The 26198-nt window shown below is 63.7% G+C and carries 21 protein-coding genes; 12 read left to right on the top strand and 9 right to left on the bottom strand.

Going from position 1 to position 26198, the window contains the following annotated elements; translation table 11 throughout:
• Positions 1-98: 98 nt before the first annotated feature.
• Positions 99-1457, top strand: coding sequence for a sulfatase-like hydrolase/transferase (locus tag JQ627_RS04485; protein WP_212482920.1), 1359 nt, complete (start codon positions 99-101; stop codon positions 1455-1457).
• Positions 1458-1589: 132 nt separating this feature from the next.
• On the opposite strand, the gene JQ627_RS04480 is transcribed toward JQ627_RS04485, so the two are convergent.
• From JQ627_RS04480 to JQ627_RS04470, 3 genes are all read right to left on the bottom strand, one after another.
• Complete coding sequence (locus JQ627_RS04480) at positions 1590-2735, bottom strand: HlyD family secretion protein (RefSeq protein ID WP_212482919.1); 1146 nt, start codon at positions 2733-2735, stop codon at positions 1590-1592.
• A 37-nt stretch (positions 2736-2772) separates the two neighbouring features.
• Positions 2773-3249 (bottom strand): DUF3302 domain-containing protein, encoded by a 477-nt coding sequence (locus JQ627_RS04475; protein WP_212482918.1) that lies wholly within the window; start codon positions 3247-3249, stop codon positions 2773-2775.
• A 453-nt stretch (positions 3250-3702) separates the two neighbouring features.
• Positions 3703-5439, bottom strand: coding sequence for a methyl-accepting chemotaxis protein (locus tag JQ627_RS04470; RefSeq protein WP_212482917.1), 1737 nt, complete (start codon positions 5437-5439; stop codon positions 3703-3705).
• A 289-nt stretch (positions 5440-5728) separates the two neighbouring features.
• Between JQ627_RS04470 and JQ627_RS04465 the strand changes: the two genes are divergently transcribed.
• From JQ627_RS04465 to JQ627_RS04450, 4 genes are all read left to right on the top strand, one after another.
• Positions 5729-7111: an ethanolamine ammonia-lyase subunit EutB gene (locus JQ627_RS04465; RefSeq protein ID WP_212482916.1), complete on the top strand. Its 1383-nt coding sequence runs from the start codon at positions 5729-5731 to the stop codon at positions 7109-7111.
• 150 nt (positions 7112-7261) lie between these two features.
• A complete protein-coding gene (locus tag JQ627_RS04460; RefSeq protein ID WP_212482915.1) occupies positions 7262-8848 on the top strand; it encodes a B12-binding domain-containing radical SAM protein in 1587 nt (528 codons plus the stop codon).
• 6 nt (positions 8849-8854) lie between these two features.
• Entirely contained in the window at positions 8855-9640 is a 786-nt protein-coding gene (eutC, locus tag JQ627_RS04455) for an ethanolamine ammonia-lyase subunit EutC (RefSeq protein WP_212482914.1), read from the top strand.
• A gap of 205 nt (positions 9641-9845) precedes the next feature.
• Positions 9846-12212, top strand: coding sequence for an RND family transporter (locus JQ627_RS04450; RefSeq protein WP_212482913.1), 2367 nt, complete (start codon positions 9846-9848; stop codon positions 12210-12212).
• 29 nt (positions 12213-12241) lie between these two features.
• On the opposite strand, the gene JQ627_RS38950 is transcribed toward JQ627_RS04450, so the two are convergent.
• From JQ627_RS38950 to JQ627_RS04440, 3 genes are all read right to left on the bottom strand, one after another.
• Positions 12242-12715: a hypothetical protein gene (locus JQ627_RS38950; protein WP_249142849.1), complete on the bottom strand. Its 474-nt coding sequence runs from the start codon at positions 12713-12715 to the stop codon at positions 12242-12244.
• On the bottom strand, positions 12682-12981 hold the full coding sequence (locus tag JQ627_RS38945) for a hypothetical protein (protein WP_249142848.1): 300 nt from the start codon (positions 12979-12981) through the stop codon (positions 12682-12684). The genes JQ627_RS38950 and JQ627_RS38945 overlap by 34 nt, the downstream gene beginning before the upstream one ends.
• Before the next feature lie 137 nt (positions 12982-13118).
• Positions 13119-13616: a hypothetical protein gene (locus JQ627_RS04440; protein WP_212482912.1), complete on the bottom strand. Its 498-nt coding sequence runs from the start codon at positions 13614-13616 to the stop codon at positions 13119-13121.
• A 458-nt stretch (positions 13617-14074) separates the two neighbouring features.
• On the opposite strand from JQ627_RS04440, the gene JQ627_RS04435 reads away from it, so the two are divergent.
• From JQ627_RS04435 to JQ627_RS04410, 6 genes are all read left to right on the top strand, one after another.
• A complete protein-coding gene (locus JQ627_RS04435) occupies positions 14075-14308 on the top strand; it encodes a hypothetical protein (protein ID WP_212482911.1) in 234 nt (77 codons plus the stop codon).
• A 192-nt stretch (positions 14309-14500) separates the two neighbouring features.
• Positions 14501-15385: a squalene synthase HpnC gene (gene hpnC / locus JQ627_RS04430; RefSeq protein WP_212482910.1), complete on the top strand. Its 885-nt coding sequence runs from the start codon at positions 14501-14503 to the stop codon at positions 15383-15385.
• Positions 15375-16214, top strand: a complete 840-nt coding sequence (hpnD, locus tag JQ627_RS04425; protein ID WP_014496821.1) for a presqualene diphosphate synthase HpnD — start codon at positions 15375-15377, stop codon at positions 16212-16214. Before hpnC ends, hpnD begins: the two co-directional genes overlap by 11 nt.
• The gene (gene hpnE / locus JQ627_RS04420) at positions 16214-17470 is read left to right on the top strand and encodes a hydroxysqualene dehydroxylase HpnE (RefSeq protein WP_212482909.1); all 1257 of its coding nucleotides are present in this window, start codon (positions 16214-16216) and stop codon (positions 17468-17470) included. Before hpnD ends, hpnE begins: the two co-directional genes overlap by 1 nt.
• A gap of 51 nt (positions 17471-17521) precedes the next feature.
• Positions 17522-19489 (top strand): squalene--hopene cyclase, encoded by a 1968-nt coding sequence (gene shc, locus JQ627_RS04415; protein WP_212482908.1) that lies wholly within the window; start codon positions 17522-17524, stop codon positions 19487-19489.
• Positions 19486-20235, top strand: a complete 750-nt coding sequence (locus JQ627_RS04410) for a phosphorylase (protein WP_212482907.1) — start codon at positions 19486-19488, stop codon at positions 20233-20235. Before shc ends, JQ627_RS04410 begins: the two co-directional genes overlap by 4 nt.
• A gap of 81 nt (positions 20236-20316) precedes the next feature.
• On the opposite strand, the gene hpnH is transcribed toward JQ627_RS04410, so the two are convergent.
• A complete protein-coding gene (gene hpnH, locus JQ627_RS04405; RefSeq protein ID WP_212482906.1) occupies positions 20317-21477 on the bottom strand; it encodes an adenosyl-hopene transferase HpnH in 1161 nt (386 codons plus the stop codon).
• Positions 21478-21512: 35 nt separating this feature from the next.
• The gene (ispH, locus tag JQ627_RS04400; protein ID WP_212483169.1) at positions 21513-22439 is read right to left on the bottom strand and encodes a 4-hydroxy-3-methylbut-2-enyl diphosphate reductase; all 927 of its coding nucleotides are present in this window, start codon (positions 22437-22439) and stop codon (positions 21513-21515) included.
• Positions 22440-22899: 460 nt separating this feature from the next.
• Here ispH and JQ627_RS04395 point away from each other — a divergent pair, with 460 nt between their 5' ends.
• Positions 22900-25488: an MMPL family transporter gene (locus tag JQ627_RS04395; protein ID WP_212482905.1), complete on the top strand. Its 2589-nt coding sequence runs from the start codon at positions 22900-22902 to the stop codon at positions 25486-25488.
• Here JQ627_RS04395 and JQ627_RS04390 read toward each other — a convergent pair.
• Positions 25456-26100: a DUF2147 domain-containing protein gene (locus JQ627_RS04390; RefSeq protein WP_212482904.1), complete on the bottom strand. Its 645-nt coding sequence runs from the start codon at positions 26098-26100 to the stop codon at positions 25456-25458. The genes JQ627_RS04395 and JQ627_RS04390 overlap by 33 nt on opposite strands.
• Positions 26101-26198 lie beyond the last annotated feature (98 nt).

The raw sequence follows: 26198 nt of genomic DNA, 5'->3' as shown, positions 1-26198 counted from the left end.
CGTCAGTGCCCGCCGTCGCGCCCCATCGTCAAAAGCGATTCACGTTCTTCAGCAAGCTCGATTTACCCAACGCAAGGCTACTCGCGGGGGGGCTGCTGATGCCAAACCTGGTCTCGCTCGCAACGATGACTTCATTGGTTGATATCGGTTTGCCGCCGCGGTCCGTCGCTATCGCTCTCTATGCAAGCATTGCCATCCTGGCGCGGCGCATTCCCTTCATACTTACCGTCACGCTGTTTCTTGCCGCGCTCTCCTTCGACGTTGTGCAAACGCTGTCTCTCATGTTCGGTCTCGCAGTGAGCGACTTAACGGCAGCTGTGGACCACGCGAAGCGTATCAATTTCTTCGCTTCTCCGCTTTACCTTGCTCTGATCGCTACCCTCGTCATAACCACAGTAGCGACCTTGGCATGCTTGAGGTCGCGCACCACTCTTGTGAAAGCGAACATACCCGTTCTCTTCTTCTTGGCGCAGGCGTTCGGCGTACTCGACTATGTCAGCAACGCCTCGCCGCACTACCATTTCGGCTCTACGATGGGCCGCAATGAGCCGGTGCATTCCGCTGCGGAAGTTTCGGGTTTTAGACAGGCGGCGGGGATTGAAGGAAACAACGTTGTCCTAGTGATTGTTGAGGGCCTGGGCTACCTTCAGGACCAGAACGCCCGAGCGCGCATAGCGGAACCCCTGTATGATCAAAGCCTGAGAAGGGACTACATCGTCACCTCCGGAAAAACGGTCTATTTCGGTTCGACGACATCAGGCGAGATGCGGGAACTGTGTAATACACGCACATTCTACACAGAGTACGTTCAAAGTGACACCGGGGCTTGCCTGCCGGATTTGCTTGCTGCGCAAGGGTATCGCAACATCGCCGTGCACGGGTTCGCTGGAGGAATGTTCGAGCGCGAGCGGTGGTATCCGACAATCGGATTCGACCAGGAACTCTTCCGCGAGGAGCTAGTCAAAACGACCCATCGCGTATGCGGGAGCGCCTTCGCCGGCGCGTGCGATGCAGATCTCGCGCCCGTGATTTCAGCGGTCTCACGCGAAGCGGGAAAGCAAGGCAAGCCACGCTTCATCTATTGGCTCACACTGAATACACATATTCCAGTCGCACCTGGTCAAGCCCTGACAGATTTTCACTGCGGTATCGACGGCGGCGCTTTTGGTCGACCTAAAGTTTGCCGGATGGCCGAACTTTGGCACGACGTATTTGCCGTCGTCGCGAAGATAGCACGCGATCCAGCCGTGGCGCCGGCGGACATCCTGGTGGTTGGCGACCATGCGCCGCCGTTCTGGTCAAGGCATGACCGCGCCCAATTCGAACCCGGTCAAGTGGCTTGGTACAGGCTCCAGCCCCGGCGAGAGCCTCCTATGCCGATGCGAGAAGCTCCCAATCAACAGCGAGCATCCGCAAATGACGCGCAAGTCCAAGCATCATCAAGCCCCAATGATTGATCTGCATAAATCAGTGCAATGGACCAATAGCGGAAATGCGGCCGCCAGATGACCCGCCAACAAGCACCTGGCCCCTCAAGTCCGTATGGTCATTGACCTGATCTACAAAAACCTCAGCTGACGTCGCGGTTTCTAGATGCTTTCCGGGAAGACGTAATTCTGCCAGCTGCGCATGCGCAAGAGAATCTTCCGCAATAACGAAAGCTCGTGAAAATGCTCGGTATAGATGGCCGCTTCGCCCGCCGAACCGAGCGGCACCTGATAATTTGAGATGTCATCGACGAGGTCAAAAACGACCAAAGTCCGGTCTCCGGGCACCACCACACCGGCATTCTGTAGCGTGCCCGTGGTTTGAAGCTGGCCACCGGCAATCGCATCGATCACAAGGCGGACCTTGGCCTTGAATACGCGGCCCGGTATGCCCCTGAACAGAACTTCGGCATCATCGCCGGCATGAACGCGCTGCAAGGCGTTTTGCTGGAACGCCGCTGCCAAAGCCCGGTCCTTTTTGTCGTCGTTGACGAAAATCATGGCTGGACGGAACGGCGCCGGGACCACATACACGCCCGGCCGCAGCGCCAGCTCGGTGACGAAGCCGCCTGTAGGGGCTCGAACAACGGTCTGATCCAGATCGTATTGAGCGTCGGCTAGCTCATTGCGTAAACGCACGATGACGGAGTGCTCACCATCCACTGTCGCGCCATATGCTTGCCGGGCACGGTCTTCTGCAGCAATCACCTCGGCCGTCGCCTGTTTTGACGCATCGAGATTGCGCGTTGCGGTGTCGAGTGTGGCCTGAGCGACGACATTTTTCTGGAAGAGCGTCAACTGACGGTCATAGTTCTCCTGGGCAAGCTGCAGTTGGGCCTTCGCCTTTGCGGTCGCCGCCGAGGCCTGATCGACGGACGCCTTGAGCTGGGCGACACTGGCCTCCGCATCCGCCAGCCCCGCCCGTTTTTCCGCGACGATATATTCGTAAGGTTTGGGATCGATCTTGAAGAGAATGTCTCCAGCTTCGAGGTGCTGGTTGGTACGGTCCTGGACTGGCACTTCGATCACCCGGCCTCGAACGGAAGGCAATATCGGCGTGACCGTGAAGAAAACGCGCGCGTTGGTGGAAAATGGATGATTGTAGGCCATCGTTATGAACAGGAGCGCAAGGCCAAAGATGCCGCCGAGGGCCGCTGTCGTAAGCGTCCATTGATTGACCGGGATTCTGAAAATCTTGAAGATGGCAATGCAGATCGCCACGTAGGTCAAAGTGAGCAAGATTTCCATCGGTGGCCTCCCGCTCCAAGCTTCGAGAGCACGTCAGTTATCGTCGGCCGCCTCGGCTCTCCAAAGCTACCGCATCTGTCGCAGGAGCGCTCCCCTCGGCAGCCGAGATCGCTGGTCCCGATTGCCCGACGGCAGGCCGAGGCTGTTCCTTGTTCGATTGAGCTGCTGGATCCCTGTTCTCTAGCTTTGCTTCGATCTCCGTCATTCGGCGCCTGAGCGCCTCGAGCTCAGCCACCGCCTCCTGCGGCGAAGCGGGCTCGCCCGGCTTTTGGCCGAAGCCCCAGCCTCGATCCGGTCGATACATCATCGCCCAGATCCAGAGGAACGGCCACAGCAGGTGCAGCATGAACAGGCTGATCCAGCCTGCGGCGTGGATCGCGTCCTGGTGCGGATGATGACGCGCGTGCGCGATCCGAGCCGGAATGTCGTGGATCGCGATGATGCCGTAGACCAGCACGATCACTACGAAAAACAACAGGCCCAATGCGAAGTAGTTCAGGAATGGATCTTCCATGGGACTTGCCGTCAGATCAGGCACAAGGGCCCATGCCGGCTTCAATCGTTCGACTCGCGCGCCGCCTGTGTGCGCGAGGTATCGGCAATGCACCCGCCGCCAAAAGATTGCCGATTTAGCCCCCGGAGACCTTGAGATAGATCAAGGTCCGACACGATACTGGCGCACGCCTAAGCTTAATCGTTGGGCTGATTCCAGTGCAGAGAAATAGCACTCGATTGCTTTTGTTCATCGCGCAGTGCTTCGCCAGGTTCGGTTCAGGAGGACCATCGCCATGATGACATCATGCCGGTGTTTTGCCCGACGAGTCAAATGGGATTCGTAAAATCCGCAAGACCTCGTGCCGATAGTCAAGCCGTTGATATCGCTATCCCCGGCTACTGTGCATGGGGTTGTTTTTCAGTTTTTTGTCGGAGCGAGCCCACCGCAGGCTTCGCGGCGGTGGGCGCACTGTCATCCCGCCCTGGCGATGCGGCTGTCCGCCCCTGACCGCAAGTTCTGGAAGAACTTCTCCACCTCGCGCGACAGCGTGTCCGCCGTCTCCGTCAGGCTGCTCGCGGCCGTCAGCACGGAGGCCGCCGCGGTGTCGGTCTCGCCGATGGCGTCGCGCAGCGAGGTGATGTTCGCGACCAGGGTCTCGTTGCCCTGGGCAGCCGATTGCGCGTTGGACGAGATCTCGCGCGTGGCGGCGTCCTGCTGGCCGATGGCGCCGGCGATGGCCGAGGTGACATCGTTGATCTCGCGCACCGCGCCGCCGATCTCGCGCACGGCGTCGACCGCGTTGCGGGTGGACGCCTGGATCATCGAGACGTTCTCGCCGATCTCGGCGGTCGCCTTGGCGGTCTGACCCGCCAGCGCCTTCACTTCGTGCGCGACGACGGCAAAGCCGCGGCCGGCGTCACCGGCGCGCGCGGCTTCGATGGTGGCGTTCAGCGCGAGCAGATTGGTCTGCTCGGCGATCGCCTGGATCAGATTGAGCACGCCGTCGATGCGCTGGGTGGCGGCCGCGAGGCTTTCGATCTCGGAGATCGATTTCGCGGTGCGCTGGCCGGTCTGCTCGACCGCGCCTGCGGACTGCCGGACCTGGCGGCCGATCTCTACCACCGAGGCGGACAGCTCCTCGGCTGCGCCTGCCACCGCCGTGACGTTGTGCGAGGCCTGCTGGGTCGCGTTCGCCGCCGTGCCGGCGCGGCTGCTCGCGTCCGCCGTGACGCGGGTGATGGTCTGTGCGGTGTCGCGCATGACGGAGGCGTTGTCGCTGAGGCCGCGCATGATCGCGCCGATCGCCTCGCGAAACGCCTCGACGGATTGCTCGATGTGGCGGGCGCGCTGCTCGCGCGCGGCGGAGTCCTGCGAGACCTGCGAGGCGAGATTGCGGTTGCGGCCCATCGCGTCCTGGAAGATCTGGATGGCGCGTGCCAGCGCGCCGATCTCGTCGGCGCGGCCAGAGTGCGGCACCACGACATTCTCGGCGCCGTCCGCGACCTGCTCGATGGTCGCGGTGATGGCGGAGAGGGGGCGGGCGATCGAGCGGGCGATGATGATGATGCCGATCACGACCAGCGCCAGCGCCACGCCGCCGAGGCAGGTCAGCACGAAGGAGAGGGTGCGATTGGTTTCGGTCTCATGCGCGATCTGTTTGGCGCGCTCGGTATAGACCTTGGACAGCGCCTCGAGATCCTTGTTCAGCGCCGAGCGCACGGCGCGGTTGGCGTCGTTGTCGCCCCATTCGCGGCCCGCGGCCGCATTGATCTCGACGCCGCGGCGCACCAGCTCCTTGCGGAAGTCGACGAACTGCTCGATGCGCTTCCTGAAGGTGGCGAACTGCTCGGCATCGTCGGCCCTGACGATGGTTTCCCAGCGCTTCACGACGTCGAGGATCTGGGCGTTGAACTTGAGCAGGCCCTCGCCGTATTTCTTCACGACCGCGGGTTCGGTCGACATGTAGACGCCGCGCGATTCCATCACGACCGCGTAGACCAGCGAGTTGACCCGCTCGACATTGAGCGCGGCGGCGTTCGCGGTCTCGATCGCGCTCGTCAACTCGGCGCTGCGGCGGCTGTTGTAGTCGGACAGCATCGCGATCGCCGCCGTGAGCAGCGCGAACAGCGCGAAGATCGCGTAGAGCTTGGTCGCCAGCGTGAAACGGCCTGCCAGCGCAGTGGCATTCCCAGATCGATCGGTTGTCATGGTGCGGGGACCCGAATGGCCGGGAGTGGCCGGAAAAGCGCGGTGGTATAAAATTGATGCAAAACTATGCAGAATGAAGATGGACGCAGTCTTAACGCCGTGGCCCGGCCCCTTCGTCCTTAGTCGAAAGAAAGGTCAGTTATTTCAGCCTCTTGGTTTCGTTGTCTCGGTTTCCGCCGGCCCGGCCCGGGATTCGCCCGCAATGCCCCAAACATCGGCGTGCACGCCGGCCGCCAAGCGCGTATTCGATTTTGGGTCGGCCACTGGCCGATGAACCCCGGAGGGGCCTTTGGTCTACCGCCACACCATCGACGCCACGACCTACACATTCCCGGACCTGCGCGATCTCCTCGCCAAGGCGACGCCGCCGCGCTCCGGCGACCGGCTGGCCGGAATCGCGGCCGTCAGCGCCGAGCAGATGATCGCGGCGCGGATGGCGCTTGCGGATGTCCCGCTCGGGCAATTCCTGCAGGAAGCGGTCATCCCCTATGAAAGCGACGAGGTCACCCGCCTCGTCATCGACAGCCACGACGCAAAGGCCTTCGCGCCGGCGGCTTCGCTGACGGTCGGCGCCTTCCGGGACTGGCTGCTGTCGGATGCCGCAACGCCCGAGGTTTTGCGCAAGCTGGCAGGCGGCATCACCCCGGAAATGACGGCGGCGGTCTCGAAGCTGATGCGCAACCAGGACCTGATCCTGGCGGCGCGGAAATGCGAGGTCACCACCGCCTTTCGCAACACCATCGGGCTGAAGGGGCGGATGAGCACGCGGCTCCAGCCCAACCATCCCTTCGACGATGCCAGGGGTATCACCGCCTCGATCCTCGACGGCATCCTGCTCGGGGCCGGCGATGCCTGCATCGGCATCAACCCGGCGAGCGACGATCCGGCCGTCATCGCGCAATTGCTGCGGCTGCTCGACGAGATCATCGCGCGGCTGAAGATCCCGACCCAGGCTTGCGTGCTCACCCATGTCACGACGACGTTGTCGCTGATCGGGCAGGGCGTGCCGGTCGACCTCGTCTTCCAGTCGGTCGCCGGCACCGAGGCCGCCAACCGCAGCTTTGGCGTCGACCTTGCGCTCCTGAAGGAGGCGCAGGCGGCCGGGCTGTCGCAGAGGCGCGGCACGGTTGGCGAGAACGTGATGTATTTCGAGACCGGCCAGGGCTCGGCGCTGTCGGCGGGCGCCCATCACGGCGTCGACCAGCAGACCTGCGAGGCCCGCGCCTACGCGGTCGCCCGTGCCTTTGCGCCATTGCTGGTCAACAGCGTGGTCGGCTTCATCGGCCCGGAATATCTCTACGACGGCAAGGAAATCATCCGCGCCGGGCTGGAGGATCACTTTTGCGGCAAGCTGCTCGGCCTGCCGCTCGGCATCGACATCTGCTACACCAACCATGCCGAGGCGGACCAGGACGACATGGACAATCTGCTGACGCTGCTGGCCGCCGCCGGCGTCACCTTCATCATGGGCGTCCCCGGCGCCGACGACGTCATGCTGAACTACCAGTCGACGTCCTTTCACGACGCGCTCTATGTCCGCGACGTCTTCTCGCTGCGCCGCGCGCCGGAATTCGACGACTGGCTGGTGCAGTCGGGGATTGCGGGCGCCGATTTCCGCCTTGCCGGCGATGCAGGCCTGCTCCCCGATTTTGCCTCGCGTTTGATCGCCTGACGCCGCCGGAGCCCCCTTCGGCTTGAGGAAACCATTGGTCCCTCTCCGAATTATGCTCATGCCACAATATTGAGAAATTCCGGCGACAGCATTACGCTATGTGTCTGGCTGGCAATTTCCGCAGCTATGTCGAGTGGCGGGGGAGCTTTGATGCGAGCTGAAAGTAACGGTACAGCCCGGCGGATTCTTTGCGTGTTTCCGCGGTACACCTCGTCGTTCGGGACGTTTGAGCATTCTTATCCATTGACCGATGGCGTCCGCGCCTTCATGCCGCCGCAGGGGCTCTTGCTGCTCGCGGCCTATCTGCCCGAGGACTGGCAGGTCAAATTCGTCGACGAGAATCTCCGGCGCGCGACCAAGGAAGAGTTTGCGTGGGCGGAGGCGGTCTTCGTCAGTGGCATGCACATCCAGCGCCAGCAGATGAACGACATCTGCCGCCGCGCCCATGAATTCGATCTGCCGGTCGCGCTCGGCGGTCCCTCCGTCAGCGCCTGCCCGGATTACTATCCGTCCTTCGACTATCTCCATGTCGGCGAGCTTGGCGACGCCACCAATCAGCTGCTCGATATCCTGTCGCGCGACACGTCGCGCCCGGCGCAGCAGGTCGTGCTGACCACGAAGGACCGTGTGCCGATGACGGAGTTTCCGATTCCGGCCTACGAGCTTGCCGACGTGAAGAAATACTTCCTCGGCAGCATCCAGTATTCCAGCGGCTGTCCCTATCAGTGCGAGTTCTGCGACATCCCCGGCCTCTACGGCCGCAATCCGCGCCTCAAGTCGCCCGAGCAGATCATCGCGGAGCTCGACCGCCTGCGCGAGTGCGGCATGACCGACACGGTCTATTTCGTCGACGACAATTTCATCGGCAACCGCAAGGCAGCGATGGACCTGCTGCCGCATCTGATCGAATGGCAAAAGCGGACCGGCTATGTGGTGCGGCTCGCCTGCGAGGCGACGCTCAACATCGCCAAGCGGCCCGAAATTCTGGAAAAGATGCGCGAGGCCTATTTCATCACCATCTTCTGCGGCATCGAAACGCCCGATCCCGATGCGCTGAAGGCGATGCACAAGGACCACAACATGATGGTCCCGATCCTCGAGGGCGTGCAAACGATCAACTCCTACGGCATGGAGGTCGTGTCCGGCATCATCATGGGGCTCGACACCGACAAGCCGAACACCTCGGAGGCGCTGCTCGCCTTCGTCGAGGAGTCCCGGATTCCGCTGCTCACGATCAACCTGCTCCAGGCGCTGCCGAAGACGCCGCTGTGGGACCGTCTTGAGCGCGAGGGACGCCTGATCGAGGATGACGGCCGCGATTCCAACGTCGACTTCCTGTTGCCCTATGACGAGGTCGTCGCATCCTGGAAGCACGCCATGGGCGTCGCCTACGAGCCCGAGAAGGTCTACGCGCGCTTCCAGTATCAATGCGACAACGTCTATGTGCACCGCCTGAAGATGCCGACGCCGGACGAGATGAAGACCTGGCCCAACATCCGGCGCGGTCTCGTCATGCTGCGCAACATCTTCTGGAAGGTCGGTGTGCTCGGCGACTACAGGCGCGTGTTCTGGAAGTTTGCGTTCGGGCGCATCAAGCGCGGCGACATCGAAGGGCTGATCGGCTGCACCTTGATCGCGCACCATCTCATCACCTTTGCGCGCGCGGCCTCCAGCGGCAAGCAGAACGCCTCGAATTATTCGCTGCGGCTGCGCGAGGCCTCCGTTCCCGCCGAATGACGCGACATGTCTGATCCGGCCGTCCCGCGCCGCCCGACCCTCGATCTGCGCTCGCTCACGCCTGCGCGCGTCGCGCTCGGCCGCAGCGGCGCGAGTGTGCCGACAAGGGCCTTGCTCGATTTCACGCTGGACCATGCCCGCGCCCGCGATGCCGTGCATGCCGTCCTCGACGCGGCGCGTCTGGCCTCCGATCTCCGCGCGCTTGGCCTCGTCGTCACCGAGGCGCGGAGCCGGGCGGCCGACCGCGGAGACTATCTGCGACGTCCTGATCTGGGACGCCAGCTTGATGCCGACTCGGTCGAATTGTTGTCACGACATGCGGCGGAGCCGTGCCAGCTCGCGGTCGTGATCGGCGATGGCCTGTCGGCGGCGGCGGTTCACGCCCATGCGGTGGCGCTGGTGTCTCATCTGCTGCCGCTGCTCGCGGAAGGGAACGACGTCGCGATTGGACGTGTCGTTGTCGCCTCAGGCGCGCGCGTCGCGCTCGGCGACGAGATCGGCGCGATTCTCGGCGCGCGCATGGTGGTGACGCTGATCGGCGAGCGGCCGGGCCTGTCCGCGCCCGACAGCCTCGGCGCCTATCTGACCTTCGCGCCGAAGCCGGGCCGCACCGATGCCGAGCGCAATTGCGTCTCGAACCTCCACAAGTCCGGGTTGAGCTATGACGAGGCCGCCTTCAAGATCGCCTGGCTGGTCCGTGAGGGGATGGCCCGGGAGGTCACCGGCGTGGCGCTGAAAGATGAGAGCGCGGACCGTGCGCCGCGTCGAATTGGCACGGCTTTGCCCGAATGACGGGCGTTCTGGCAAAATCGCCACATCTTGATCGATTCGGCCACACTTGGCCTGCTTGCGAAAAGACCGGTTGACCTGCTAAACCCCTCGCGGCGATTTTCCGCGCATTTTCAACGGGCAAGCCTCCCATTGGTATGGCATTTTCAAGCCGTTCGCGGGGCGCAATAAGCTCACAGACCGAGCCGATTTAGGAACTGGACAAGGCATGCTCGAAAAGCACCGCGAGAATGAGGTTCATGTCGACAAGGTCGAGCAGGGACCGACGTCCTCGATCGCCTTCGGGCTCGAGCGCATCGGGCTGATCGCCGTCCGGGCGCCGATCGTCTCCTGCATCGTCCTGCTCGCCCTGATCGTCGGTGCCGTGTTCGGCATCCACCGGATCAAGATCGACGATTCGCTGTCGCAGCTGTTCCGCTCCGACACCCGCGAATTCAAGCAGTATGAGGAGGTGACCAAGAAGTTCCCGGCCGAGGAATTCGACGTTCTCGTCGTGGTTGAAGGCAAGAACCTCCTGGCGCGAAACAACCTCGAGAAGCTGCGCGACTTCGTCACCGACATGCAGCTGGTCGAAGGCACGCGCGGCCTGGTCTCGCTGTTCTCGGCGCGGCAGGCGCCGGCGCCGGGCAAGCTGCCGGCGGCGCTTTTCCCGGCTGAGCTCCCGGAGGGCGACGCCTACAACAAGTTCATCGAGACCGTCAAAAACAACGAGATCATCCGCGGCAAGCTGTTGTCGGAGGACGGCACGCTGGCGCTGATCGTGCTGTCGCTCGATCCGCAGGTGGTCGCCTCCAGCAAGCTGACCAAGACCGTCGGCGACATCCGGGCGCTGATGAAGGAAGACCTCGGCGATACCGGCCTCAACGTGCAGCTCTCCGGCGTGCCGGTGATGCAGCTCGAGATCCGCAACGCGGTCGAACGCGACGGGCTCACCTACAACATCCTCGGCATTCTCGCCGGCTGCATCATCGCCATCATCTTCTTCCGCAAGATCTCGTTCATGGTGGCGGCGGCGTTCCCGCCGATGATCGCGATCCTGCTGGCGCTCGGTGCGCTCGGCTGGGCCAATTTCAATCTCAACATGTTCCTGAACGTGATGACGCCGCTCATCATGGTCATCAGCTTCTCCGACTCGATGCAGCTCACCTTCGCCGCGCGCGACCGGCTGATCGCAGGACAGGACAAGTTCACGGCGTTCAAGAATGCGGTGCTGGTGGTGGGGCCGGCCTGCGTGCTGACGCACGGCACCGCCGGCATTTCCTTCATTGCGTTGCAATTCTCGGACTCCGACCTGATCCGCAAGTTCGGCGAGGCGGGCCTCGCCGCCACCATCATCGCGCTGGTCGCGGTGCTGTCGCTGGTGCCGGTGTTCGGCGTGCTGCTCGTGCGCAACGAGAAGACGTTCGCGGTCAAGTTCCAGAGTGCGGATGCCGGCGTCCAGGCGCTGCGCAATTTCTGCTACTGGATCGCGGTGCGCATGGTGGGCCGTCCCGGCCTGTTCAGCCTGATCGCCGTGCTGTTCGTCGCCGGTCTCGGCGTCATCTATGCCAATCTGGAGCCGCGCTACCGGCTTGCGGACCAGGTGCCGGACAAGCGTCAGGCCGTTGCCGCCAGCGACCGGCTCGATGCCAAGCTCACCGGCGCCAACCCCGTCAACGTGCTGGTCCAGTTCCCCAAGGGTGAAACGCTCTACTCGCCGGAGACGCTCCAGACCATCGCGGACGTGCATGCGACCGTCGAGAAGGCGGCCGGTGTCGGCAACGTCTGGTCGCTCGAGACCCTGCGCCGCTGGCTTGCGGAAAAGGCCGGCAGCGCCGACGTCGCGACGCTGAAGGAATATGTCAACGTCATCCCCGAGCATCTGGTCCGGCGCTTCATCGACGCCGAACAGGATGCGGTGGTGGTCGCAGGCCGCGTGCCGGACAAGGATTCCAGCCAGCTCCTGCCGATCGTCGACAAGCTCGACACGGAGCTCGACGCCGTCCGCAAGAAGCATCCCGGCTACGAGATCGCGGTGACGGGCCTTGCCGCGATTGCGGCGCGCAACTCGGCCAGCATGATCGAGAAGCTGAACCGCGGCCTCACCGTCGAGTTCGCGCTGGTCGCGATCTTCATCGGGCTCGCCTTCCGCTCCTGGGTGGTGATGTTCGCCTGCATCCTGCCGGGCATCTTCCCTGTGGTGATGTCGGGAACGGTGCTGTGGGCGATGGGCGAGGGGCTGCAATTCGCCAGCGTCGTCGCGCTCACGGTCTCGTTCGGCCTGGGCTTAAGCGCCACCATCCACTTCCTCAACCGCCTCAGGCTCGAGAGCAAGCCGGGCGTCGGCTCGGCGCTTGCGGTGGAGCGGGCAACCGTGCTGGTCGGACCGGCGCTGATCCTGACCACGGTGGTGCTGGCCTGCGGGCTCGTCGTCACCGTGTTCTCGGATCTGCCGTCGCTGCGGCTGTTCGGCTGGCTCAGCGCCTTCTCGATGGTGATGGCGCTCGTCGCCGACCTCTTCATCCTGCGGCCGACGGCGATGTGGCTGATCAACCTGCACGCCAGACTGCAGGGCCCGGACAAGCCGGCGATCTAGTGGCGGGGGCGGCAGACGCCGCCTCGCGCTCACGCCTCGACGCGGACGATCCCGTACGGATTGAACTTGAAATCGTCCGCGGCGTAGTCCTGCTCGAGCGTGAGCGCGAGCCTGCGGTCGCGTAGCGTCGTTTCGATGCCGTGCTCCGCCATCGCGTTTGCGATCTCCTCCATGAGCATCACCGCGGACCATTCGTTGCCGCGCGATCTCGCGACGTAGATATCCGGCAGGCCGACGAGGTGATAGCCGACGGTCTCGTAGTAGCGCTCGCCGCCGAGCGGACGCTTGGCGAAAGCAAGACGACACGCCTTGGCAACGGCGAGGGGCATGCCAAGACGCTGGCTGGTCTTTGCGCCCTTGCGCGCCTGATCGGCGAGATTGCGCCACCGCGCGACGCCGTGGGCGACGCCAGCGCTTTCGCATTTTGCAGCGACGGCGCCCGCGTCGAACATCTCGTCCAGCGGCGGGCTCAGCACGTAGAGCACCGCCTTGTGGTTGACCACGGCGGCTCGTCCGCGGCAGACCAAGCCTTCGGGAAGACGCGGTCCCAGCAGACGCCGAACGACCGCTCCATATGCGGATCGGGTTTGGCTTGCGAATAGGTGCGGTCGATCTTGAAGTTGAAATCCGCGATCGTCTTGGCCATCGCTTTCGGCCGATGCAGCAGGCTGTTGTCCTTGCCGAGGAAACAGAGCACGTGACGCGGCTTCACGGACGACGGCTGGATGTTCGGCCCTTGCTGGTCATTGGCGAAGGCACGACTGGCCACGAGGAGCCCGGCGGCCTTGAGAAGATGTCTGCGAATTGGATCCGTCTCGGCAAGTCATCTGAGCATGTTCATGTCAGCAAAAAGCCCCCGGCTCGCGTGAACCGGGGGCCGTATTCCGAACGAAGCGGAGAGGGCGATCAGCCCTTCGTCATCGTGATGTTGACGCCGCGGATCTCGCCCTTGGAGCTGATCTGCACCGTCTGCTTGGTGCCGTTGGTGCGCAGCGACAGGTTGGCGGCGAAGCCGTTGGCTTCGACGAACACCTCGATCTGGCCGCCGCCGGCGGTGCCCTGGAGATTGCCGAAGATGTTGCGGTTGGTCTCGCTCCAGTTGCCGGAGATTCGTTCGCCCTGGCTCGTCACGTCGCTGGTGAGATCGAACTTGTAGCTGTCGGATGCGCAGTGCAGGGCCTGCTTGAGGCTGAGACCGGTACCGGCGACCTTGTAGTCGGCCTTGCAGCGGATGCGCTCGGTGGTGCCATCGGACAGCGACACCGTGCCGGTGCCGGTCCACGCACCGTCGAAACCAGCAAACGGTCCGGACGACTGAGCGTGGCTTGCCGAGACTGAGAAGAGCAGCGCAGCCCCGATGCCGGCCGCCTTGATCGCCTGTCCAGATCGCCCAAAGAATTGCATTTTGAATATCCCGTTTTCGAATGACGTTCGCTTACGATGAACGTCTCGCCACATCGAAAGTTTAGTGTTCCGAGCCTATGTCAGGTTCAAAGCGTGACAGCCAGGGACGGCGGTTCACGACGCCCTCGCGCCAGGTCGGCCTGAGCGATTCTCTCTGTTTCGGTGTGTTTCTGGCGGGAAAAGCAGGGCCGAGAGATGCAGCTCTGCAACAGGTACGCATCAAAACGCGGTGTTCCAGAATTATGACGTAGTATCAATCTCTTACATCTGCCAATGATGAGCGAGGGAAGACCTGATTTGGTGGATGTGGCGCCAATTTGGCCGCATTTGCCAGTGCTTGTGGCTTCTCCGAGGCCGCATGTTCCGCGGCGACTTGCCATCAGAACAATCCGTTCCGGTCGTCCGCCCTGTGCTGTCCGGGAATAGGTGCGGTTCTGCCGTCAGAATGAAGGAATACAATGCGTAAGCTTCTCGTCGCTCTCACCCTGTTGTCGGCCTCCCTTTCGACGGCGGCATTCGCCCAGGCAGGACGCGGCACGGACGCCGAACAGAAGGCCTGCACCCGCGATGTGCAGAAGTTCTGCCGCCCGGTCATCGACCAGGGCGATTTCACCATCCTGGCCTGCCTCAAGGAGCACCGGGCCAAGATCTCGCAGGCCTGCGACCAGGTCCTGAAGAACCACAACCAGTAAGCTCGGCCACTGGCCCACCGAGGGCGGCCCGGGGGCCGCCTTTTCGGGCCGGATCCGGAAGGGCAGCCATCGAGAGACAGGATTGGTTTTGCGGCCGTATTCCCCTATATGGGGGCCGCGGCGGCATCGCCGGCATGAGCCCGCGCGAACGAAAAAGCCCTTCCTGTCCAAACGATTGTAAACCAGCCCTCGATGACCTCTGCGAGCGAATTGCGATCCGGCAAGGGTGACCGCGACGAGAATTTTCCCGTCGCGTCCTGGATCATTCATCCGCGCCATCGCGCGCTGATCCTGGCGTACTACAATTTCGTCCGCACCGCCGACGACATCGCCGATCACGCGACGCTGCCGCCCGACCAGAAGCTCGCTTATCTCGATCTGCTCGAGGCGGAACTGCTCGGCGAGGGCGAAACCCAGGCCGAAGCCGTCATCCTGCGGCGGGCGCTGGCCGAGCGAGGCATGGCACCGCGCCACGCGCTCGACGTGCTGATCGCGTTCCGCATGGACGTGACCAAGTTGCGCTACGAGAACTGGGACGAGGTCATCCACTATTGCCGCTACTCGGCGATGCCGGTCGGCCGTTTCATGCTCGACGTCCACGGCGAGAGCACGTCGACATGGGCGGCGTCGGACGCGCTCTGCGCGGCGCTCCAGATCAACAACCATCTGCAGGATTGCGGCAAGGATTTCCGCGAGCTCAATCGCGTCTATCTGCCGCGCGACGCGCTGGCCGCAAGTGGCGCCTCGGTCGAGCAACTCGGGCTGACGCAGTCGCCGCCGGCGATGCTGGCCTGCCTTCAGGCGCTCGCCGTGCGCAACCAGGCACTGCTCGACGAGGGCAGGTCGCTGAGCGCGGAGATCAGGGATTTTCGCCTCGGCGTCGACGTGTCGGTGATCCAGGCCTATGCCGACCGCATCGTGCGCCTGTTGAAGGTGCGTGATCCCCTGCGCGAGCGCGTGCATCTGAACAAGTTCGAGCTTCTCACTTTCAGCCTCGCCGGCATGATCGGCGAAGTCGGCCGCCGCGCGATCGGACGCAAGGCCATTTCCAGACCGGGGACTGCACATGACGCTTGAGGCGACCTCGCCCAGCGCCAATTACGGCTCGACCGCATCGAACAGCTCCTTCTACGCTGCGATGCGCATCCTGCCGCATGACCAGCGCGAAGCGATGTTCCAGATCTACAGCTTCTGCCGCCAGGTCGACGACATCGCCGATTCCGACGGTCCGCGCGACGAGCGGCTCGCCGCGCTTCAGGAGTGGCGCAACGACATCGACGCGCTCTATCAGGGCCATCCGCCGCCGCGGCTGAAGGACTACGTCGCCTCGGTGAAGACCTTCGGCCTCAAGCGCGAGGATTTCCTTGCGATTGTCGATGGCATGGAGATGGACGTGCCGCAGGACATCCGCGCGCCGGACATGGCGACGCTGGATCTCTACTGCGATCGTGTCGCCAGCGCCGTAGGACGGCTGTCGGTGCGGGTGTTTGGCCTGCCCGAGGAAGACGGCATCCAGCTCGCCTACCATCTCGGCCGCGCGCTCCAGCTCACCAACATCCTGCGCGATATCGACGAGGACGCGGGCCTCGGCCGGCTCTATCTGCCGCGCGAGGCGCTGCTGCATGCGGGCATCACCTCCAACGATCCGAACCGCGTGATCACCGAACGTGCGCTGCCAAAGGTCTGCCAGCCTCTGACGCAGCGTGCGAAGGCGCATTTCGAGAAGTCGGACGAGATCATGAACCGCAACAAGCGCCGCGCCGTGCGCGCGCCACGGATCATGTCGAAATACTACCATTCCATTCTGGACCTCCTGATCGCGCGCGGCTTCAACGCGCCGCGCGAGCCGGTGCGTGTGTCGAAGGTCACACGCATCCTGATCTTGCTCCGTTACGCGTTCATCTGATGCAAAAGACAGCTCACATCATCGGCGCCGGGATTTCCGGCCTTTCCGCCGCCGTGCGGCTCGCCAATGCCGGCTTCAAGGTCGCGGTGCACGAGGCGACGCACCAGGCCGGCGGCCGCTGTCGTTCCTATTTCGACGGCGCCACCAATCTCACCATCGACAACGGCAATCATCTGCTGCTGTCGGGCAACAGCCATGCGCGCGCCTATGCCCGCTCGATCGGCACCGAGGCCGGTCTCGTCGGCCCCGAACGCGCGCAGTTTCCGTTCGTCGATATCAAGACCGGGCAGCGCTGGCAGATCGATCTCGGCGATGGCCGGCTGCCGACCTGGGTGCTCGACGAGAGCCGCCGCGTTCCCGACACCGGGCTCAGCGATTATCTCAAGCTGGCGCCGCTGATCTGGGCGTCGGAGGAGACGCTGGTCGGCAAGTCCATTCCCTGCGAGGGCGTCCTCTATCAGCGCCTGGTGCAGCCGCTGCTGCTTGCAGCGCTCAACGTCGATCCGCCAGAGGGCTCGGCCGGGCTTGCCGGCGCGATCGTGCGCGAAACGCTGCTCGCCGGCGGACAGGCGTGCCGCCCGCTGATCGCGCGCGACGGTCTCAGCGCCGTGCTGATCGAGCCCGCCGTGACGTTCTTGCAGGAGCGCGGTCACACCGTTCAGCTCGGCCATGAGCTGCGTTCGTTTGCGACCAGCGACGGCAAGGTCGGCGCGCTGAATTTCGGCGGCGAGGATGTGATCCAGATCGGTGAGGGCGATGTCGTCGTGATGGCGGTGCCGCCGCGTGCCGCCTCCAGCCTGCTGCCCGGCCTGAAGACGCCGACCGAATTCCGCGCCATCGTGAATGCGCATTTCCGATTCGAACCGCCGCCGGGTTCGGCGCCGATCCTCGGCGTGATCGGCGGTGTCGTGGAATGGCTGTTCGCGTTCCCGAACCGGCTGTCCGTGACCATCAGCAATGGCGACCGCCTGGTCGACATGCCGCGCGAGGAACTCGCGCAGGCGATCTGGAACGACGTCTGCGAGGCGGGCGGTGTTTCCGGCGAGTTGCCCCCTTGGCAGATCGTACGTGAGCGCCGTGCCACATTTGCGGCCACACCGGCGCAGAATGCCCTGCGTCCCGGGCCGGCCACCGCGCTGAAAAACCTGTTTCTTGCCGGCGACTGGACTGCTACGGGATTGCCTGCAACCATCGAGGGATCGGTCCGATCCGGTGATCGCGCCGCCGATCTGGTTTTGGCCGCAAAGCGGCCCTGACGGGCAAAGTCCCGGTCAAATTTCAATCGACTATCGGAGCAATCGAGCGACATGGATTCCGTGAACGCGACCAGCCGCGAAGCCTTGGAATCGAGCATCCTGGAATCGAGCATTGCGTCGGCGACGCAAGGCGTCCTCGGCTTCCAGCAATCCGACGGCCATTGGGTGTTCGAGCTCGAGGCCGACTGCACGATTCCGGCGGAATACATCCTGCTGCGCCATTATCTCGCAGAGCCCGTCGACACCGTGCTCGAGGCCAAGATCGGCAATTATCTGCGTCGCGTGCAGGGCGCCCATGGCGGCTGGCCGCTCGTGCATGACGGCGAGTTCGACATGAGCGCCAGCGTGAAGGCTTACTTCGCGCTGAAGATGATCGGCGATTCCACGGATAGCCCGCACATGGTGCGTGCGCGCGAGGCGATCCACGCGCGCGGCGGCGCGATCAACAGCAACGTCTTCACCCGCTTCCTGCTCGCGACGTTCGGCGTCGTGACCTGGCGTGCGGTGCCGGTGCTGCCGATCGAGATCGTGCTGCTGCCGTTCTGGTCGCCGTTCCACCTCAACAAGATCTCCTATTGGGCGCGCACCACCATGGTGCCGCTGATGGTGATTGCGGCCTTGAAGCCGCGCGCGAAGAATCCGAAGGGCGTCGGCATCGACGAATTGTTCCTGCAGGATCCGCGCTCGATCGGCATGACCGCCAAGGCGCCGCATCAGAGCATGGCCTGGTTCCTGCTGTTCCGTTCGCTCGACGCGATTCTGCGCGTGATCGAGCCGCTGTTTCCGAAGAGCCTGCGCAAGCGCGCGATCGACGCTGCGCTCGCCTTCACCGAGGAGCGGCTCAATGGCGAGGACGGCATGGGCGCGATCTATCCGCCCATGGCCAACATCGTCATGATGTATGACGCGCTCGGCAAGGACGAGAACTTCCCGCCGCGCGCGATCACGCGCCGCGGCATCGACAAGCTGCTCGTGATCGGCGAGGACGAAGCTTACTGCCAGCCCTGCGTCTCGCCAGTGTGGGATACGACGCTGACCGCTCACGCGCTGCTGGAAGCCGGCGGCGACAAGGCGGTGCCTGCGGCCAAGCAGGGCCTCGACTGGCTGATCCCGAAGCAGGAGCTCGAGGTGAAGGGCGATTGGGCGGTGAAGCGGCCCGACGTGCGACCGGGCGGCTGGGCCTTCCAGTACAACAATGCGCACTACCCTGATCTCGACGACACCGCCGTCGTGGTGATGTCGATGGACCGCATGCGCCGGGAACACGGTGCGACCGGCTACGACGTCGCGATTGATCGCGGCCGCGAGTGGATCGAGGGAATGCAGAGCGACGATGGCGGCTGGGCCGCCTTCGACGTCAACAACCTCGAATATTACCTGAACAACATCCCGTTCTCGGACCATGGCGCGCTGCTCGATCCGCCGACCGAGGACGTCACCGCGCGGTGCGTGTCCATGCTGGCCCAGCTCGGCGAGACCGAGCAGACCAGCAAGCACGTCGCCGACGGGGTCGCCTACCTCAGGAAGACCCAGCACCCGGAAGGGTCCTGGTACGGCCGCTGGGGCATGAACTTCATCTACGGAACCTGGTCGGTGCTCTGTGCCCTCAACATGGCCGGCGTCCGCCATGACGACCCCATGATTCGGAAGGCTGCCGACTGGCTGGCCTCGATCCAGAACGACGACGGTGGCTGGGGCGAGGACGCGGTCAGCTACCGGCTGGACTACCGGGGATGGGAGGCGGCCCCGTCGACCGCCTCGCAAACGGCATGGGCTTTGCTTGCCTTGATGGCAGCTGGCGAGGTTGATCACCCGGCCGTCGCCCGCGGGGTGGAGTACCTGATTGCAACACAGAACAAAAAAGGACTGTGGGACGAGCAGCGGTACACCGCCACAGGCTTTCCCCGTGTATTCTATCTGCGGTACCATGGTTACTCGAAGTTCTTTCCGTTGTGGGCACTGGCGCGGTATCGGAACTTGCGGAACACCAACAGCAGGGTGGTAGGGGTCGGAATGTGACTTTGGGGACGGGGGACTATATTACCGTGGGGACTGCCATCGACCCGCGGCCGATACTGATCGTGACCGGACTGGTCCAGGAGGCCCGCATCGCGGCTGGGCCCGGGATGGCGGTCATCTGTTCGTCGAGCAGCCCAACCCAGTTGCGGGCGCTTCTGACGGTGGTGGATCCCGATACGATTCGCGGCGTGATCTCGTTTGGCGTGGCCGGCGGGCTCGACCCGACGCTGCGCTCCGGCGACGTCGTGCTGGCGACCGAGGTGCTCTCTGGCGATACCCGCTGGGCGGCCGGCCTGTCGCTCGGCGACGACCTCATCGACCGTCTGACGTCGGGCCGCCGCCGCGTCGTGCGCGGCAGCCTCGCCGGTGCCGAGGAAGTGGTCACGGGGCGCTCCTGCAAGGCGGCGCTGCATTCGGAGACCGGAGCCTCTGCCGTCGACATGGAAAGCCATATCGCGGCCGCCTACGCCGCCGAAGCCGGGCTGCCCTTCGCCGCGGTCCGCGTCATCAGCGATCCCGCCCATCGCGCGCTGCCGGCGCTCGCCCGCGCCGCCATCAAGCCGAACGGCCAGATCGACCTTGCCGCCGTGCTGCGCGGCATTGTCCGCAACCCGGCGACGCTGCATGCGCTGGTCTCGACCGGCATCGACTTCAACCGCGCGCTCCGCAGCTTGCGCGGCTGCCGCGATTACCTGATCGGCACCGAGCTCGTCGACAGCGAGGCCCTGGTCTCCAAGGCAGCCTGAGCTTCTCGATCCGGCAAAAGAAAAAGGCCCGGTCGCCAATGGCGACCGGGCCTTTCTCATTTGTGACTCTTGCTGGCGCGATTACGCAGCAGTCGAGGCCTTCCGAGCGGCCTTCTCCTGCGCGGCGGCGGCCTCGTCCTTGCGAATCTCGGAGAGCTTCTTCTGGACCTGCTCCGAGAAGATGTACTGCGCCGGACGCTGCTTGGACATGTCGATTTCCGGCGCCATCGGACCCGTGGTCTTGATGCCGCGCAGCGACACCCACATCGCCTTCAGCGGGTTGTTGAGGGCAGCGGTGGCAGCCGTTGGCTCGTAGCCGCAATGGGCCATACAGTCGGCGCACTTCTCGTACTTGCCGGTGCCGTAGGTCTCCCAGTCGGTGGTGTCCATCAGCTCCTTGAAGGTCTTGGCATAGCCTTCACCGAGCAGGTAGCAGGGCTTCTGCCAGCCGAAGATGTTGCGCGCGGGCATGCCCCACGGCGTGCACTCGTATTCCTGGTTGCCGGCGAGGAAGTCCAGGAACAGGCCGGAATGCATGAAATTCCACTTCTTGCCCTTGCCCATCGCAAAGACGTCGCGGAACAGCTTCTTGGTCTTGGTGCGGTTGAGGAAGTGCTCCTGGTCCGGCGCACGTTCATAGGCATAGCCCGGCGACATCGAGACGCCGACACCGAGCTCGACGGTGAGGTCGAGGAACTTCGCGATCTCCTCGGCCGGATGGCCGTCGAAGATGGTGGCGTTGACGTTGACGGTGAAGCCGCGCGCCTTGGCCGCCTTGATCGCGGAGACGGCACGGTCGAACACGCCCTTCTGCGACACCGCCTTGTCGTGATGGTCCTTCAGGCCGTCGAGATGTACGGAGAAGAACAAATACGGGGACGGCGTGAACAGATCGAGCTTCTTCTCGAGCAGCAGCGCGTTGGTGCAGAGCGAGACGAACTTCTTGCGCTCGACGAGGCCGCGCACGATCTCGCCGATCTCCTTGTGGATCAGCGGCTCGCCGCCGGGAATGGCGACCATCGGCGCGCCACACTCGTCGGCCGCGTCCCAGCACTCCTGCGCCGTCATGCGACGGTTGAGGATGGCATCGGGATAGTCGATCTTGCCGCAGCCGACGCAGGCGAGGTTGCAGCGGAACAGCGGCTCCAGCATCAGCACGAGCGGATAGCGCTTGCGGCCAAGCAGTTTCTGCTTGAGCAAATAGCCGCCGATACGCATTTCCTTGAAGAAGGGGATTGCCATTACACGTTTCTTTCTGGGCTTGAAATTCGGGTGGGTCAGCTCGCGGCCAGTTGGGCCGGAAGCCGGAATTCGATGTTTTCCTCGCGACCGGGGAGCACCTGGACCTTGACCGGTCCGATCCGCCGCATCGCTTCGATCACGTCATCCACGAGTACCTCAGGCGCCGAAGCGCCGGCCGTGACGCCGACGGTCTTGGCATCTTTCAACCACTCCGGATTGAGCGCGCTGCCGTCGGCAATCAAATAACTCGCGACGCCGGCTTCAGTGCCGATTTCGCGGAGCCGGTTCGAGTTCGAGCTGTTGGCAGCGCCCACCACCAAGATCACGTCGACCAGCTTGCTCAAGTCCCTTACCGCAGATTGGCGGTTCTGTGTCGCATAGCAGATATCCCGGATATCCGGACCTTGAATATCTGTAAAGCGGGCCTGGAGGGCCGAAATGATGTCCCTGGTGTCGTCGACCGACAGGGTGGTCTGGGTGATGTAGGCCACTGGCGTATCCGCCGGCAGCGTCAGGGCCTTAACCTCTTCAACGCTTTGGACAAGCAGCACCGGGGCGGGAACCTGGCCCATCGTGCCCTCGACCTCGGGGTGGCCGGCATGGCCGATCAGGATCAGGGTGCGGCCCTTGGTGATGTACCTCTTCCCCTGATTGTGAACTTTCGTGACCAGGGGGCAGGTCGCATTGAGGACCGGAAGGTCGCGCGCGGCGGCCTCTTCCTCGACGCTGCGGGCGACGCCATGGGCACTGAAAACGGTCACCGACTTCGGCGGCACCTCGGACAATTCCTCGACGAAGATCGCGCCCTTGTTCTTCAGGCTCTCGACCACGTATTTGTTGTGTACGATCTCGTGGCGCACGTAGACGGGCGGGCCGTACTTCTCCAGCGCCCGTTCCACGATCTCGATCGCACGCACCACGCCCGCGCAAAAGCCGCGCGGCTGCGCTAGAAAAACTTCCATAGGACGCCCATCACGCAAGTTGCACCAATCCGCTTCTTAGGTCCCCGGCGGCACCTCGATACTGCCCAATGAGTTGCAATAACCGCACCATTGGTTCGCGCATGCGGTAACCGCCCACCCCAACTGGGCCTCGGCGCATGGAGGCACAGCGCTTTGTGTCAAAAAATCGGCAAAAAGGAAAGACCGGATGAAACCCGGGTTCCGAGCGATGTCGTTTCACGGTAATATAATAGGGCAATCGCGACGGGCAAGAGGGCGGCAATTGTGCTCACCTCTTCGTCACTTTCCCGCCTCAAGTCCCCGGCTATACCGACCGCCCCGCATGATTTTGCCACGGTCTCTCGCCGTTTACCTCGAACCTTCGTGCGGTGAGAACCACTCAAAACAGCAATAGGTTTCGCTGGGGAACTCCGATAAACAGCGGGCGTTTCCGGCAAGCTGTTAACCGCAGAAAGAAAAGATGCTGCAAAGCGTAGTCGTTGCCATCGTCAGGGCCTGCACCCGGTTTGCCTCCCTCGTCGTCGTTCTCGGGCTCCTCCTGGCGGTGGGGGCGGGCTATTACGCGTCCCAGCATTTCGCCATCAACACCGACATCAATTCGCTGATTGCCCAGAATCTGGACTGGCGCCAACGCGATCAGCAGTTCGACCGCGCCTTCGACCGCGATGCCACGATCACGGCGGTCGTCGAGGCGAAGACGCCGGAGATGGCGACCGCGGCTTCGGACGCGCTGTTTGCCAAGCTGAAGGACGATAAGACCAACTTCCAATCGATGCAGCAGCTCGGCACCGGCGAGTTCTTCGAGAAGAACGGCCTCTTGTTCCTGCCGACCGAGGAAGTCGCCAAGATCACCAGCCAGTTCGAATCCGCAGCGCCCCTGGTCGAGATCATGGCGGGCGACCCCTCGATCCGCGGCCTGACCGGCGCGCTGGAGACGGGACTTGCCGGCGTCAAGCGCGGCCAGGTCAAGCTCGACAACACCGCGCGGCCCTTCAACCAGATCGCGCAGACCGTCGAGACCGTGCTCAACAAGGGCAATGCAAGCTTCTCCTGGCGTGAGCTCGTCAGTGACGAGCCGCTGTCGGATTCCGACAAGCGCGCCTTCATCGAGTTCAAGCCGATCCTCGACTACAACGCGCTGGAGCCCGGCAAGGGCGCCACCGACGCGATCCGCAAGGCCGCGGCGGACCTGGATTTTCCGACCAAGTACCAGGCGCGGGTGCGGCTGACCGGTCCGGTGCCGATCGCCAACGAGGAATACGCCACCGTCCAGGAGGGCGCCGTCGTCAACGGCGTCGGCACGGTCCTCGTCGTGCTGCTCATCCTGTGGCTCGCGCTGCATTCGGCGAAGATCATCTTCGCCGTGTTCATCAATCTCTTCGTCGGGCTTGCGATCACGACCGCCGCCGGTCTGATGATGGTTGGCTCGTTCAATTTGCTGTCGATCGCGTTCGCGGTGCTGTTCGTCGGCCTCGGCGTCGATTTCGGCATCCAGTACAGCGTTCGTTACCGCTCGGAGCGCTACAAGCACAACGACCTTTCGGGGGCGCTGGTGCTGGCTGCGAAACGCTCGGCGGTGCCGCTCTCGCTTGCGGCGATGGCGACCGCGGCCGGTTTCCTCTGCTTCATGCCGACTGACTACAAGGGCATCGCGGAACTCGGCCAGATCGCCGGTGTCGGCATGCTGGTCGCGTTCCTCTCCTCGATCACCATCCTGCCGGCAATGCTGAAGTTGCTGAACCCGCCCGGCGAGAAGGAACCGGTCGGCTACGCCTTCCTGGCACCGCTCGATCATTTCCTGGAGAAGCACCGTGTGCTGGTCGTCGGCGGCACACTGCTGCTGGCGCTCGCCGGCCTGCCGCTGCTCTACTTCATGAAGTTCGACTTCAACCCGATGAACCTGCGCAACCCGCACGCGGAGTCGATCGCGACCTTCCTCGATTTGCGCAAGGATCCGAACACCGGCGCGAATGCCATCAACGTGATGACCACGTCCGAGGAGCAGGCGAGGCAGGTCGAGGCGAGGTTGGAGAAGGTGCCCGAGGTGCTGCGCGTGATGTCGCTCGACAGCTTCGTGCCGCAAGACCAGCCGCCGAAGCTGAAGCTTCTCGAGCAGGGCGCCAAGGTGCTTAACCCCGCGCTCAATCCTGATCAGATCGATGCGGCGCCGACCGACAAGGAGAACGTCGATTCGCTGAAGTCCTCGGTCGACAATCTGCGCCGGACCGCGGGTGACGCGAAGGGCCCGGGTGCGGTCGCCTCGCGCCGGCTTGCGGACGCGCTCGAAAAGCTCGCCAATGGCGACGAGACCACGCGGAACAAAGCGCAGGACGTGTTCGTCACGCCGCTGAAGATCGCGCTCAACCAGCTCAGGAACGCGATGCAGGCCGGGCCGGTCACCCTGAACTCACTGCCGCCCGATCTCGTCAACGCCTGGAAGAGCAAGGACGGCATCATCCGCGTCGAGGCGTTGCCGAAAGGCGATCCCAATGACAACGACACGCTGCGCAAATTTGCAGCGGCGGTGCTCGCGGCGGAGCCGACCGCGATCGGCGGTCCGGTCTCGATCCTGAAATCCGGTGACACCGTGGTGAAGGCGTTCATCCACGCCGGCATCTACGCGTTGCTGGTGATCGGCCTGTTGCTCTGGATCACGCTGCGGCGGTTCGTCGACGTGCTGATGACGCTGGTGCCGCTGCTGGTCGCCGGCGCCGTCACGCTCGAAATCTGCGTGTTGATCGGCCTGCCGCTCAACTTCGCCAACATCGTCGCGTTCCCGCTGCTGCTCGGCGTCGGCGTCGCCTTCAAGATCTATTATGTCGTGGCATGGCGCTCGGGCAGGACAAACCTGCTCCAGACCAGCCTGACGCGCGCAATCTTTTTCAGCGCGCTGACGACGGCGACCGCGTTCGGCAGCCTGTGGCTATCGAGCCACCCCGGAACATCCAGCATGGGCAAGCTGCTCGCACTCTCGCTGGTGACGACGCTTGCCGCAGTGCTGCTGTTCCAGCCGGCCCTAATGGGCAAACCCCGCAATCTCAGGGAGTAGGCAGATGTCGCCGACCGGGTCGGCGGCGCTCTTCTGACCGGGCTTGGCAGTGGTGGCGGTCTTCGGGGCTGCGGGGGCAGGGGCCGGCGCTGTGGTGCCGGTCGTGCCGCCTGTGGAGCCTTGGGCTTTAGGCGCCGCGCCGGTGGGCTTCGGCGCGCCCTTGGCCATGGCGTTGGCGGTGCTCAAAGGAATCGGCGGGCCGACGCGGGTCCAGGTCTCGCCGCCGCAGAGGAAGCCCATCACGCAGCCCTTGATCTCGAGTTGGTCAGTGCCGACAGGCGTGATCGTCGCGCTGTAGAGCTGGCCGTCCTTGGCGTTGTAGACCTGTCCTTCCCACTGATCGGTGCCGGGCTTCTTCTTCATGTCGATCAGGGTCGCCATGCCCAGCGTTGGCCTGGTCTTTTTCGATGCATCCGGATTGTATTCATCGCGGCCGCCGGGCTGCTTTTCCCAGGAAACCGCGCCCCACATGCTGCCGTTGCATTGGGCGACACGAATGTTGGCGACGGCGTCGGCAACCCGCCAGTCGCCGGTCGGATCGGCGGCGAGCGCCGGGTTCAGGCCGGTGAAACCGCCAGCCAGTATTAGTCCGGTGTAAAGGGCTAAACGCATGATAGTTCCTTGGCAGTGCAACATGGTCTAAAGCTGTGCTTGCGAAGATGGTCCGAAAAAGGGCAAAAGGCCGCACAGACCGTTTTCAGTAACGGTCC

This window comes from Bradyrhizobium liaoningense, assembly GCF_018130785.1.
Classification (GTDB): domain Bacteria; phylum Pseudomonadota; class Alphaproteobacteria; order Rhizobiales; family Xanthobacteraceae; genus Bradyrhizobium; species Bradyrhizobium liaoningense_A.
This window is presented reverse-complemented; position numbering and strand designations above follow the sequence as displayed.